The organism is Pseudomonas sp. CFBP 8771 (genome assembly GCF_014841695.1).
Lineage (GTDB): Bacteria > Pseudomonadota > Gammaproteobacteria > Pseudomonadales > Pseudomonadaceae > Aquipseudomonas > Aquipseudomonas baltica.
Window position 1 is genome coordinate 175,493 of sequence record NZ_JACYUJ010000003.1, and the last position, 13,722, is coordinate 189,214.

Below are 13,722 nucleotides of genomic sequence, written 5' to 3' on the forward strand. Positions count from 1 at the left end.
CTTGGAACACGCAGACTTGATACTCAGTCGAAAAAAAGGGGCTCCGTGAAGGAGCCCCTTTTCATTACCGTCAGCCTTGGATATCGGCCCGCGTAGGACGCAGGATCAATACACCCAGCGGTGGCAGGTTGAGGCTGATGGCGTGAGGTTGGCCATGGCTGCCCTCCTCTTCGGCGAAGACCTTGCCGCCGTTGCCGTAGTTGGAGCCAGCGTACTGCTCGGCGTCGCTGTTGAGCAGCTCTTCCCACTCGCCACCGAACGGCACGCCTACCCGGTAGGCCTCGCGCGGAACCGGCGTGAAGTTGGCAACCACCAGCACCGGCTCGTTATTGGCACTCCAACGTAGCCAGGCAAAGACACTGTTGGTGGCGTCGTCGCCGATCAACCACTGGAAGCCCTCGGGCTGGCAGTCCTGCTGGTGCAGTGCCGGTACTTCGCGGTACAGCCTGTTGAGGTCGGCGACCAACTGCTGAACACCCTTGTGTTCGGAGTACTCGGTGAGGTACCAATCCAGCTGATGATCGTGGTTCCACTCCCGCCATTGGCCGAACTCGCAACCCATGAACAACAGCTTCTTGCCCGGATGAGTCCACATGAAACTCAGGTAGGCACGCAGGTTGGCAAACTTCTGCCAGCGGTCACCGGGCATCTTGTCGATCAGCGAGTGTTTGCCATGCACGACCTCATCATGGGAAATCGGCAGCACGAAATGTTCTGAATAGGCATACACCAAACCAAAACTGAGCTGCCCGTGATGATGCGGCCTGTGGATCGGATCGTTCTGGACGTAGTTGAGCGTGTCATGCATCCAGCCCATGTTCCACTTGTAGTCGAAACCCAGGCCGCCTTCCTGTGTGGGCTGAGTCACGCCCGGCCATGCGGTGGACTCTTCGGCTATCACCATGGCCCCCGGTGCTTCCTGTTTCACCACGTCATTGAGGTGACGCAGGAACGCGATGGTTTCCAGGTTCTCACGGCCGCCGTACTCGTTGGGCACCCATTCCCCTGACTTGCGCGAATAGTCGCGGTACAGCATCGACGCCACGGCATCGACGCGCAGGCCGTCGATATGGAACTGCTTGAGCCAGTGAACCGCGGAGGCAATCATGAAGCCATGCACTTCAGTGCGGCCCAGGTTGTAGATCAGCGTGTTCCAGTCTTGATGGAAACCTTCCAGCGGGTTGTCGTATTCGTACAGCGCAGTGCCGTCGAAACGCGCCAGGCCGTGCTCGTCGGTGGGGAAATGCGCCGGGACCCAGTCCAGGATCACACCGATTTCGGCTTTGTGGCAGCCATTGACGAACGCCGCGAAGTCTTCCGGCGTGCCATAGCGGGCCGACGGCGCGAACTGCGACAGTGGCTGATAACCCCACGAACCGCCGAATGGGTGCTCCATGATCGGCAGCAGCTCGATGTGGGTGAAGCCCATCTTCTGCACGTACGGAATCAGGCGCTCGGCCAGTTCATGCCAGTTGTAGGGACGAACCACCTCGCCTGCTTCGTCGAGCTCGCACATCCATGAACCGGCGTGCAGTTCGTAGATCGACTGTGGTGCACCCAGGGCGTGACGCTCGGCGCGGATATCCAGCCAAGCGTTGTCGTCCCAGGCGAACTGCATCGGCTTGGCCACCCGCGAGGCGGTGGACGGCGGCAACTCGGTGCACAGGGCAATCGGGTCGGCCTTGAGCGGCAGAATGCCGTGCTGGCCAAGAATCTCGTATTTATACGGTTCGCCAGGCTGCAGGCCGGGGATGAACAACTCCCAGACGCCGGCCGGGAAGCGTTGGCGCATTGGATGACGGCGACCGTCCCAGACGTTGAAGTCACCGACCACCGAAACCCGCTTGGCGTTCGGTGCCCAGACGGCGAAGCGCACGCCCTGCACGCCTTCGATTTCGATGAACTGGGCGCCGAAGACGCTGCCCAGGTTGCGATGCTTGCCCTCTGCAAACAGGTAGATGTCCATGTCGCCGAGCAGATTGCCGTAGCTGTACGGGTCTTCGCTGACCTGCACCCCCCCGGCCCACTGCACGCGCAGCAGGTAGGGTTGGCTTTGCTCGATATGGCCAGTGAACAGCCCGGGCACGTCGCCCTGGTCGAGGGTCGTCAGTGGATGCCCCCCGTCCTTGGCCAATACCTGCACGCTCAGGGCCGTCGGCAGGTAGGCACGGATGTAGCTGCCTGTGCCGCCATCGCTATGGGCACCCAGAACCGAGAACGGATCGGAATGGTCGGCACGGATCAGCGCCTCGATATCGGCTTTTGCCGGCAACGCGCCGGAATCGCGCTTGCCATGTTCGCTGTGCGCACTCATTGCTTATTCTCCCTCGTACTCAAGAGCCCGAACAGTCCGTGCAAGGGCACGGCCAACCAGCTCGGGCGATTCTCCGCTTCATAAGCGATCTCGTAGGCAGCCTTTTCCAGGCTGAACAAATCCAGTGCCGCGCGCGCGCCGTCCGGGTCCTGCCACTGATGTGGCACGGCCTGGGTCGCCAGGTCGTAGGCGCCGATGAACGCATGGCGGGCATCGGCCAAGTAGCGCTGGGCCACGCGCTGGCGCGCCGATGCCGCTTCCTCGGAGGCATCGGTGCTTTGTACATTGCGGATCGCCATGGCCGCAGCGTAGTCGAACGAACGCAATACGCCTCCTACATCCTTGTAAGGACTGTATTTGGCGCGGCGCTCTTCGAGTGGCCGTGCAGGCTCACCCTCGAAGTCGATCAGGTAGGCATCGCCCTGCACCACCAGCATCTGGCCCAGGTGCAGGTCGCCATGGACCCGCATGATCAGACCGCCAGTGGCCTGCGCGCTGAGGCGCTCGACCTGGGCCAGCAACTCTTCGCGTCGGCCCAGCAGCTCGGCCACCAAAACCTGGTCCTGCTCGGCAAATTCGGCGCGGCGCTGCTCGAGCAGGCCCAGCGCCCGCTCGACCTGGCTGGCGATGCTTGTAGCCCAGCCTTGGGCATCTTTCTGGTTGCTCACCCGGGCGAGGAAATCGGCCTGGGCCTCGGACGCCGCCAGGGCGACGTGCATCTCGCCCAGGCGCTGGCCGAGCATGCCGGCAAAGTCTGCCAGCTCGCCCAGTGCGTCGTAGCGCTGGCCTTGTTCGGAATGGGCGAAGGCCATCTCGTCGCGAATCGCGCGCTCGAGGTTGTTCTGGGTCCATTCCCAGGCGTCGCCCTGATTGTTCAGGTAACCCTGGGCAATCATCAGCAAGTGCGGTGTTCCGCTGGCATCCACACGGCTGACGGACCCCATCAGCGGCGAGATGTTGGCGTAGCCCGCGGCGGTCAGGTAGGCACCCATTTCCAGCTCTGGATGGATGCCACCGCTGACGCGGCGAATCATCTTCAGCACCAGGCTACCGCCAACCACGACCGAGCTGTTGGACTGCTCGGCCGACAGGTAGCGGATCACCGAAGTCTGGTCGAGATTCAGGGCCGTCAGATGCTCGGTGGCCTGGAAGCGGATCTCGCCTTCGCCGGTCGCCAGGGTCTTCTCGACCTGAAGCCCTTCGATCACCGAGTGGATGAAGTTTTCCAGGACGAAGGCGTCGGTGATCAGGCCGACTTCACGGCCGCGCCGAACACGCGACAGCGCCAGTTGCAAGGGCAGCGGCGAGCCGCTGTGCTCCTCGGGAATGAAGCCGAACGGGAACTGGTAGCGGCTGGTCTGGCCACCAGCAGTGACCTCCAGCTCACTGAGGAGCACCGGGCTTTGCGGCGTGCCGAAGCGCACGCCGTAAGCGATGCGCAGGTTGTCGATGGCGACATCCTTGCCGCCGAACCAGCGCCGCTTGGGCAGGTACTGCAGCAGAGAGGTGTTTTCCAGAGTGCTGCGCGACGGCTCGTCGAGCAACTCCTCCATCCGTTGTTTCAAAACCAGGGTCTGGAAGTCAGGCATGCTTTGGGCCGGTTCGACGTGCCAACTCGGCATCTGGGTTTCGCTGGCCAGCAGGAACCAATAGAAGCCGTAGGGTGGCAAGGTCAGCAGAAAATTCAGCTGACCGATGGGTGGGAAGGCGCTGCCGCCGAGCATCTCTACCGGCACCATGCCGGCGTACGGGGACAGATCCAATTCAGCCGCTTGGGCGGCACGCGAGACGTTGGCGACACACAACACGATCTCGGTCTTGCCATCGCTGCCGGTGTATTCACGCACGTAGGCCAGGATGCGGCGGTTGGTCGGCGTGAGCATGGTCAGGGTACCGCGGCCGAACGCTTTCTGCTGACGGCGCACGGCGAGCATGCGCCGGGTCCAGTTCAGCAGCGAGTGCGGGTCGTTGGCCTGGGTTTCGACGTTGACCGACTGGTAGCCATAGAGCGGATCCATGATCGGCGGCAGCACCAGGCTGGCCGGGTCGGCGCGCGAGAAGCCGCCGTTTCGGTCGATCGACCACTGCATGGGCGTGCGCACACCGTCGCGGTCACCCAGGTAGATATTGTCGCCCATGCCGATTTCGTCACCGTAATACAGGGTCGGTGTGCCGGGCATGGACAGCAGCAGGCTGTTGAGCAATTCGACCCGGCGGCGATCACGTTCGAGCAGCGGCGCCAGGCGACGACGAATGCCGAGGTTGATCCGCGCGCGGCTGTCGGCCGCGTAGTAGTTCCACAGGTAATCGCGCTCACGGTCGGTGACCATTTCCAGGGTCAGTTCATCGTGGTTGCGCAGGAAGATCGCCCATTGGCAGTTGGCTGGAATGGCAGGCGTCTGGCGCAGAATGTCGGTGACCGGAAAGCGGTCTTCCTGCGCCAGTGCCATGTACATGCGTGGCATCAACGGGAAATGGAACGCCATGTGGCACTCGTCGCCGTTGTCGCCGTGAGCATCGCCGAAGTACAGCTGGGTGTCCTCTGGCCACTGGTTGGCCTCGGCCAGCAGCATGCGGTCCGGGTAATTGGCATCGATCTCGGCACGGATCTGCTTGAGCACCTGGTGGGTCTCGGGCAGGTTTTCGTTGTTGGTGCCGTCGCGCTCGATCAGGTACGGGATGGCATCCAGGCGCAAGCCGTCGATGCCCATGTCCAGCCAGTAGCGCATGACGTCGATGACCGCTTTCATCACTTGCGGGTTGTCGAAATTCAAATCCGGCTGGTGCGAATAGAAACGGTGCCAGAAGTATTGGCCTGCGACGGGGTCCCAGGTCCAGTTGGACTTCTCGGTATCGAGAAAGATGATTCGCGTTCCGTCGTATTTCTCGTCGCTATCAGACCACACGTAGAAATCGCGAGCCTTGGAGCCCTTCTTGGCCTTGCGCGCGCGCTGAAACCAGGGGTGCTGGTCGGAAGTGTGGTTGATCACCAGCTCGGTGATCACACGCAAGCCGCGCTTGTGCGCCTCGCTGATGAAACGTCGCACATCGGCCAACGTGCCGTAGTCCGAGTGCACCGCCTTGTACTCGGCGATGTCGTAGCCGTCGTCGCGACGCGGCGACGGGTAGAACGGCAGCAGCCAAATGGTATTGACGCCCAGATCGGCGATGTAATCGAGTTTGGCGATCAACCCCGGAAAGTCACCGATGCCGTCGTTGTCGGAGTCGAAGAACGACTTGACGTGGACCTGATAGATAACCGCATCCTTGTACCAGAGCGGATCATCGATGAACGCTTGCGACCGAGGCTTTTTCGCCATTGTGGATTCCCTGTAGTGAGCAGCGTGTCTGGAGCGGCTGGACATCGCCTGGAGCAGCGTGAGACACCGAGTGCGACGTACGACGTGGCACTTGCCTACGGCTGTACGCGGGTGATCCTCCAGATGCCGAACGGTTGATAGGCAGGGTCGATCCGCATGAACTGACTCTTGCCATGCCACGTCCAGCGATGCCCGGTCATCAGGTCTTCGCCGTTGGTGGCCGCATCGTCGTCCAGGCCCAACTCCCACAGCGGCAACTCGAAGTGGGCTTCCTGGACGTTGTGCGGATCCAGGCTCACTGCGACCAATACGTAGTTGCTGCGGTCAGCGGTACGCTTGCCGAAATACAGGACGTTGTCGTTGTAGCACTGAAAGAACTCGACGCCCAGATGAGTTTGCAGCGCCGGGTTCTGACGGCGAATCCGGTTGAGCTGGGCGATCTCGGCAATGATGTTGCCGGGGGCGGTGAAGTCACGCGGGCGGATCTCGTACTTCTCCGAGTCCAGATACTCTTCCTTGCCAGGGATGGGCGCCGATTCACACAGTTCGAAACCCGAATACATGCCCCACAGACCGGAGCCCATGGTCGCCAGCGCGGCGCGGATGAGGAACCCGGCGCGGCCGTTGTCGTGCAGGAAGAACGGGTTGATGTCCGGCGTGTTGACGAAGAAGTTCGGCCGGTAGCAGTGCGCCCACGGTGCCTGGTTGAGCTGGGTGAAATAGGTGGTCAGCTCCGGCTTGGTATTGCGCCAGGTGAAGTAGGTGTAGCTCTGCGAGTAACCGACCTTGCCCAGGCGCGCCATCATGGCTGGCTTGGTGAACGCCTCTGCAAGGAACATCACGCTGGGGTCCTTGCTGCGGATATCGGCGATCAGCCATTGCCAGAATGGCAGCGGCTTGGTGTGCGGGTTGTCGACGCGAAAGATCTTCACGCCTTCCTCGACCCAGCCCCACACCACGTCGCGCAGCTCGGTCCACAGGCCCGGCACCGCGTCGGCAGCGTAGAAATCGACGTTGACGATGTCCTGGTATTTCTTCGGCGGGTTTTCCGCATAGCGGATGGTGCCGTCCGGGCGCCAGCTGAACCAGCCCGGGTGCTCTTTGAGCCACAGGTGGTCCTGGGAGCATTGAATAGCGAAGTCCAGCGCGATTTCCAGACCGTGCTCGGCCGCCGCGGCCACCAGCCTGCGGAAGTCTTCACGCGTGCCCAGCTGCGGGTGAATGGCCTCGTGCCCACCCTCGGCGCTGCCGATGGCATAAGGGCTGCCTGGATCGTCCGGGCCGGCGGTCAGGGAGTTGTTCGGGCCCTTGCGGTGAGCGCGTCCGATTGGATGGATCGGCGGGAAGTACAGCACGTCAAAGTTCATGTCGCGAATCATCGGCAGACGGCTGTGCACGTCATTGAAGGTACCATGACGAGCTTTGTCATCGGTGATCGAGCGCGGAAACAACTCGTACCAACTGGCGAACTGCGCGAGTTCGCGTTCTACGTCCAGGGCATATTCGACACTGGAGCAGAGGAACGCGCGCGAGTCCGCCAGGGACATCAGGGCCTGGGTGTCACGCTGCAACAGCAGCGCGACCTTGGCGTCCTGATCCAGCCCCTGCAATTCGTCGTGCAACTGGCGCAGTTGGCGTGCCAGGGTATCCTGGCTGCGGCTGGCGGCCTGCTCGAGGTGCACGCGGCCTTCTTCCAGTTCCAGGTCGATGGTCACGCCAGCGGCGTACTTCTTTTCCAGTTCGTAGCGGTAGCTGGCGAACTGGTCGATCCAGGCGTCGATGCAATAGGCATGAGTGCCGACGCTGTCGACGACCAGCTCGGCTTCCCAGCTGTCGTTGCCCAGCTCGCGCATGGCAGTGCTGTGCCAGGTGTCGGTGCCCGCCTCATGCCAGCGCAAGACCACGGCCAGCTTGTCGTGACCGTCAGCGTAGACCTTGGTGCTGACCGTGACCGTCTGGCCGACGATGGCCTTGACGGCAAACTGACCACCGTCAATGACAGGCTGCGTGTCTTCGATCACGATCCGAGGCAGCAGCAGCGCCTGGGACAGGCTCAGCACGTGGTCTGGCGTCTGTTCGTCGGTCGCGTTCTGGTCCGCTTGGAAAGTCTGATCAGCCGTCATCGAGCCTCGCTCCTGTGCGTCACCTGGACGCTGTTGTGCTTGTGCAAGCGGTGAAGTGAACCGGGTTTGTCTTTCGCTTAGGTTCGGAGCCAAGCCTCGAGGGAAAGTTCATATGCTTTTACACGTTGCAACGCGCTTGGACGGACCGAAATCGTTGTAAACGATGTCTACCACAGGCATATGTCCATTACCTACCAGAGGCCGCCCCATGAACCTTCCTCTTCCGCCTGAATCAACGGATCCGAACATCGACAATCCTCCCCTGCCGGACGTGCCACCCACGGTGCCTCAAGACGATCCGGACGGTGTCCCGGTGCAACCGACCGTGCCACCCACCCCGATTGTCGATCCTCCCATCGACCCTGCGCCGATCCAGGCCTGAACCCGGCACGCATCACCGGCAAGCCATGTGCGCATGGCCTGCCGGCTGTGCGCACCGCTGTGGCATAGTGCGGCCCTCGCCCATGGACCCAGGCCGGTCATGAAACGCTACGAGCAGTTTGCCCACCACATCGCCGAGCTCATTCGCACCGGCGTGCTGAAGCCCGACGAGCGCGTGCCCTCCGTGCGGCATGCCAGCCAGACTCAGGGTGTCAGCCCCTCTACCGTGTTCCAGGCCTATTACCTGCTCGAGCGACGCGGAATGATCCGCGCCCGGCCGCGTTCCGGGTACTTCGTCAATGCGCTGGCCGAACGATCGCTGGAGGAGCCCTCGGCGACCTCGCAGGTGCTGGCCGAGTCGACCGATGTCGACGTCAGTGAGCTGGTGTTTTCCATCCTCGATTCGATCAAGGATCCGAACACGGTGCCACTGGGGTCTGCCTTTCCCAGCCCTGACCTGTTTCCATTGCCGCGCCTGGCGCGCTCGCTGGCCAGTACCAGCCGAGCCATGCACCCGCGCGAAACGGTCACCGATCTGTCGCCAGGCAGCCCCGAGCTGCGCCGGCAGATCGCCTTGCGCTACAACATCGCCGGCATCAACCTGCCGGTCGATGAGTTGCTGATCACCAACGGCGCACTGGAAGCCTTGAACCTGTGCCTGCAGGCGGTGACCGAGCCAGGTGACATGGTGGCCATCGAGGCACCGGCGTTCTACGCCTGCCTGCAGGTGTTGGAGCGGCTCAAGCTCAAGGCGGTGGAGATTCCCACCCATCCGCGCGACGGGTTGGACGTGGATGCCTTGGCGAAGGCCCTGCAGCGCCTGCCGATCAAGGCGTGCTGGTGCATGCCGACGTTCCAGAATCCGATCGGTGCAAGCATGCCAGAGGCGCGCAAGCGTCAACTGGTAGCGCTGCTGCATGAACACCAGGTGCCCTTGATCGAAGATGACGTGTACGCCGAGCTGTACTTCGGCCAACACGCGCCGCGCCCGGCCAAGGCCTATGACAGCGATGGCTGGGTGCTGCATTGCGGATCGTTCGCCAAAAGCCTGGCACCCGGGTACAGGATCGGCTGGGTCGCTGCCGGACGCTTTGCGCAGAAGGTCGAGCGCCTGAAGATCATGACCTCGATCTGCGCTTCGGTGCCGGGTCAGGCGGCCATTGCCGACTACCTTCAACACGGCGGCTATGATCGACACCTGCATCGGTTGCGCGGTGCACTGCAGGGCCAGCAGCACGCAATGATGGCAGCCATCGCACGCTATTTTCCCGAGGACACCCGGGTAAGTCGTCCCGAGGGCGGGTACTTCCTGTGGCTCGAATTGCCGACGAGAGTCGATTCGCTGCAGCTGTTTCGCCTGGCGTTGGCGCAAGGCATCAGCATAGCGCCGGGCCCGATCTTTTCCGCCAGCGGCCGATTCGGCAACTGCATTCGTTTGAACTACGGCTCGCCTATGGGCAAGGTTCAGCTGGCGGCGATACAGACGCTGGGCAATCTGGTCCGCGAGTTGGCCTGAGCCGCACGCGCAAGCAGCTGCAGCAAATGACACACCGTGCATTGAACGACGTACTGCGGCGCCTTCTTCGCGGCCGCTGACCGCTCCTACGGGGGATTCGGGTTCTTGGCCGACCGGGGGATACGGTGGAACCGAGAACCTGTAGCAGCGGCGCAAGCCGCGTCCGGGAGCGCCGCGCACCGGCGCGGATCAAAAATCAAATGTGTGCGATCAGCGGCTACAATAGCAAGCAAGCTAGGCAACGATCACGCCCGCGGGCAACCCGCTCCATGCGCCTGCGCAGCGCTCTATTCCGGCACTGTCGGTTGAAACCCGAACCCACTTGGGGCAGTCTTGCATGCACCCCGGCCCACGGACCGCTCCAACCCTGGCATGCAGCCGTATTGACACCCATTCGGCACCACTGCTAAACATTAACTACCCAGTTAGTTTTGCCTCACTCCAGCGCACGCAGCGTCGCCTGCAATGGGGTGAAAACGAAGCCAACGGTTCCAATGCTTCATAATAAAAACAACGGAGACACAGCATGGCGCATGCTCAGTCAGAATCGCACGGCTCGCAGCAAACCAAGAAGGCCACCGCCAGCGGTTGGGTCGGTTCCGCTCTGGAATACTACGACTTCTTCATCTATGCCCAGGCCGCGGCGTTGATCTTTCCGCAAATCTTCTTTCCCAACACCGACCCCAAGGTCGCCATCGTCGCCTCCCTGGCCACCTACGGCGTAGGCTACGTTGCACGCCCCATCGGCGCGTTCTTCCTCGGCCACTGGGGCGATACCCGCGGCCGCAAGAACGTATTGCTGTTGTGCATGTTCCTGATGGGCTTCGCCACCATGGCCGTCGGCCTGCTGCCGACCTACAGCCAGGTCGGCCTCTGGGCACCGGCCATGCTGGTGGTACTGCGCTTGATCCAGGGCTTCGCGGTCGCAGGGGAGATATCCGGAGCCAGTTCCATGGTCCTGGAACACGCGCCGTTCGGACGGCGAGGTTTCTACGCCAGTTTCACCTTGCAGGGCGTGCAGGCCGGACAAATCTTTGCCGCAGCGATTTTCCTGCCGTTGGCCTATTTCATGCCCGACGAAGCGTTCAACTCGTGGGGCTGGCGTATTCCGTTCCTGCTCAGTGCCGTGGTGCTGATCGCCGGCTACATCATTCGCCGCGAGGTCAATGAAACCCCAGCCTTCGAAACTCAGGAAGCGCGCGCCACCATCACCAAGTCGCCGGTCCTGGAGGCTTTCAAGCACAGCTGGCGGAACATGGGTCTGGTCATGTGCATGGCGCTGATGAACGTGATCCCGGTGGTCGCGACCATCTTCGGCGCCGCGTACGCGGTGCAACCGGCCTACGGCATCGGTTTCGCGAAGAGCGTGTACCTGTGGATCCCGGTGATCGGCAACATCGTGGCGGTATGCGTGATCCCGTTCGTGGGTAACCTCTCGGACCGGATCGGTCGCCGTCCGATGATCATCGGTGGCGCACTGAGCTCCGGCATCCTGTCGTTCTTCTACCTGTATGCGATCAGCGTGCATAACGTACCGCTGGCCATCGGCATGTCGATTCTGATGTGGGGCGTGTTCTACCAGGGCTACAACGCGGTGTTTCCAAGTTTCTACCCTGAGCTTTTCGAAACCCGCTACCGCGTCTCGGCCATGGCCATTTCGCAGAATGTCGGCACGCTGATCACCGCCATGCTTCCGGTGCTGTTCGCCGCGATGGCTCCACCGGGCTCCGCCAACATCCCCATGGTAGTGGGTTCACTGGCCTTGGGTGTGTGCTGCATCGCAGCGTTGGCAGCGTTCTGTGCCAAGGAGACCTATCGCATCCCGTTGAACGAGCTGGGCAAGCCAGGCGCCGCTGCAGTGGACTCGCAGGCGTATGAGCGCAGTCGCCAGGAGGCTTTCAGTTCAGTGCGCTGATCTACCCCCGCATCACCCGAAGGCCCCTGCACATGCAGGGGCCTTTTTCGTTCTAACCGCCCGGATTGGTGTACTGCGCATACACCGCGAACACACACAGCAACACCCACAGCACACTGAACAGGAACGGCGATCTCATGGAGAACAGCAACGCTCCGCGCCAGCGCTTTTCACTCGACTCGCGCTCGCTGAACAGCGGCGACTCGTCATAGGCCGCGCCCATCGCCGGCTCGCTGTCCAACAACTGGCTCTGCTTGAAATGCCAATGGTCGATGATGTCGTAGGCCGAGCGGATGCCCGGCCAGGCATGCAGCGAGCTGACCAGGCCGAACAGCGCCAGCAGCGGCGGCACGACCAAGGTGAACAGCTTGCCCCACTCCGGGTTCAGGTTGGCCATGGACGAGGCATAGGCAATGACCAGGAAAGACTGTGCGGACAGATAGGCGTCGGTGCGGTTGGAAAGAATGGAGGTTTCGTACTGGATCTCCTTGCGGTAGAAGTCCAGGCGATCCTTGGGGCTGCCGAACATCAGCACATCGGCTGCCGCGTCGGCTTTGGCAGGCGTCTGAATGTCATCGACGATGATCTGCGACATGGCTGCATTCCTTTTGCGGTAAGGCTCATCGGAAAGCCTGCGGCGGGATTGGTTCAGCGCAACCGACCGGCGGGTACGGTCACTAAAAGCGTAAAAATGTGAAATATCCCCTTACACCTTTTTGCAACTTGTCAGGTCATATGACATCCTAACTCATGATTGAATGACCCCCTGATCCATCCACAAAAACAACAAAGGGAATTCACCCAATGACGAGTACCCACTCGCTCGAAAAAAAGGCGGCCGCTCCCACGACTCGCATGGGCCGCCTTGCCAAGATCATCGGACCGGGCATTATCGCCGTGTTGTCATGGCTGGGCGCCGGTGACTTGATCACCTCCTCCGTAGCGGGCGCCAACTACGGCTATGCCATGATGTGGGTGCTGGCAGTATCGCTACTGCTCAGATTCCTCATCGTCAACATCATTGCCCGCTTTCAGCTGTGCAACAACCAAGGCATGACCATCCTGCAGGGTTATGCACAACTGCACCCGTTCTTTGCCTGGTTCATGCTGGGCTACGCATTGATCATGGGCCACTTGACCAACGCCTACATGATCAAGGGCGCCGGCGAAGCATTGGCCACCCTGCTCCACATCAATCAGCCACTGCTGGCGTCCTTTGCCGTGGTACTGGGTGTGTGGCTGCTGGTGGGGCGCAACATCTATTCGCTCATCGAAGGCGTCATGAAAGGTCTGCTGGCCCTGATGACCCTGGCGTTCATGGCGCTGGCGATCATGTCCAAACCGGACGTGGGCGGCATCCTGGCCGGGACTATCGGCTTCAGCATTCCACCTGATGAAGGCGTGCATGGCGCGCTGCTGGTCGCGGTATCGGTGATCGGTGCGGTGGCCGGCTCGATCGCCAACTTCGTCCACCCCTACGTAATGCGCCAGAAAGGCTGGGTAGGCCCTGAACACAAGCGCATCCAGCGTAACGACCTGCTGTTCGCGGTGTTCGTCGGCATTATCATCAACCTGGCCATCTGGGTGGTGGGTGCGGAAATCCTGCGTCCCAACGGTATCGAAGTGAAGACCCTGGACGACCTGGGCTCGGCACTGCAGATGTTCTTCGGCACTGGCGGCTGGCTGATCTTCTTCGTCGGCGTGTTCGCCACACTGTTCGCAAGCATCGCCGGCAAGACCACGGCCTTCCCGATGCTGATCACCGATGCCTTCCAGCACATCCGTCCCGAGCGTCGCGAGAAGTACGGCAAGGAATTCCACCATGACCCGATGCACAAATGGTTCATGCTGTTCATTCTGGTTACGCCGCTGGTGTGGTCGCTGCCAGGCATGCCCGACTTCGTGACCCTGACCATTGGCGTGAATGCGCTGAACATCATTGGCCTGCCAGTGATTTCCCTTGGCCTGCTGATCATGTCCAACCAGAAGAAGCTGCTCGGTAAATATCGCAACAACTGGTTCGAAAACATCGCGCTGGGCTTCGCCACCATCCTCGCCGTATGGGTCGCGTTCCAGCTGGGCATGCAATTGCTCGCTTGATCGCCCCTTCCCCCCTGTGAGCGGCCGACGGCCGCCCCCACCAAGTTTGCCAG

General features: G+C 61.7%; 8 protein-coding genes. 4 read left to right on the forward strand and 4 right to left on the reverse strand.

From position 1 onward, the window contains the following. Positions 1-70 precede the first annotated feature (70 nt). The 3 genes from glgB to IFT80_RS08360 all read right to left on the reverse strand — a co-directional run bounded on the left by glgB (position 71) and on the right by IFT80_RS08360 (position 7,757). Complete coding sequence (gene glgB / locus IFT80_RS08350; RefSeq protein WP_192137272.1) at positions 71-2,314, reverse strand: 1,4-alpha-glucan branching protein GlgB; 2,244 nt, start codon at positions 2,312-2,314, stop codon at positions 71-73. Next, complete coding sequence (gene treS, locus IFT80_RS08355) at positions 2,311-5,634, reverse strand: maltose alpha-D-glucosyltransferase (protein ID WP_192137274.1); 3,324 nt, start codon at positions 5,632-5,634, stop codon at positions 2,311-2,313. Before treS ends, glgB begins: the two co-directional genes overlap by 4 nt. A 95-nt stretch (positions 5,635-5,729) precedes the next feature. Continuing rightward, complete coding sequence (locus IFT80_RS08360; RefSeq protein WP_192103494.1) at positions 5,730-7,757, reverse strand: alpha-1,4-glucan--maltose-1-phosphate maltosyltransferase; 2,028 nt, start codon at positions 7,755-7,757, stop codon at positions 5,730-5,732. A 208-nt stretch (positions 7,758-7,965) separates the two neighbouring features. Here IFT80_RS08360 and IFT80_RS08365 point away from each other — a divergent pair, with 208 nt between their 5' ends. The 3 genes from IFT80_RS08365 (at position 7,966) to IFT80_RS08375 (ending at position 11,569) form a co-directional block, all read left to right on the forward strand. Next, a complete protein-coding gene (locus IFT80_RS08365) occupies positions 7,966-8,139 on the forward strand; it encodes a hypothetical protein (RefSeq protein WP_192137276.1) in 174 nt (57 codons plus the stop codon). 99 nt (positions 8,140-8,238) lie between these two features. Next, positions 8,239-9,654, forward strand: a complete 1,416-nt coding sequence (gene mapR, locus IFT80_RS08370; protein ID WP_192137278.1) for a GntR family transcriptional regulator MpaR — start codon at positions 8,239-8,241, stop codon at positions 9,652-9,654. A gap of 526 nt (positions 9,655-10,180) precedes the next feature. Next, a complete protein-coding gene (locus IFT80_RS08375; RefSeq protein WP_122796998.1) occupies positions 10,181-11,569 on the forward strand; it encodes an MFS transporter in 1,389 nt (462 codons plus the stop codon). A 52-nt stretch (positions 11,570-11,621) separates the two neighbouring features. Here the strand turns inward: IFT80_RS08375 and IFT80_RS08380 are convergent, their stop codons facing one another. Beyond that, entirely contained in the window at positions 11,622-12,164 is a 543-nt protein-coding gene (locus tag IFT80_RS08380; protein WP_446730981.1) for a hypothetical protein, read from the reverse strand. A gap of 209 nt (positions 12,165-12,373) precedes the next feature. Here IFT80_RS08380 and IFT80_RS08385 point away from each other — a divergent pair, with 209 nt between their 5' ends. Continuing rightward, the gene (locus IFT80_RS08385; protein WP_122715514.1) at positions 12,374-13,669 is read left to right on the forward strand and encodes an Nramp family divalent metal transporter; all 1,296 of its coding nucleotides are present in this window, start codon (positions 12,374-12,376) and stop codon (positions 13,667-13,669) included. Positions 13,670-13,722: the final 53 nt, after the last annotated feature.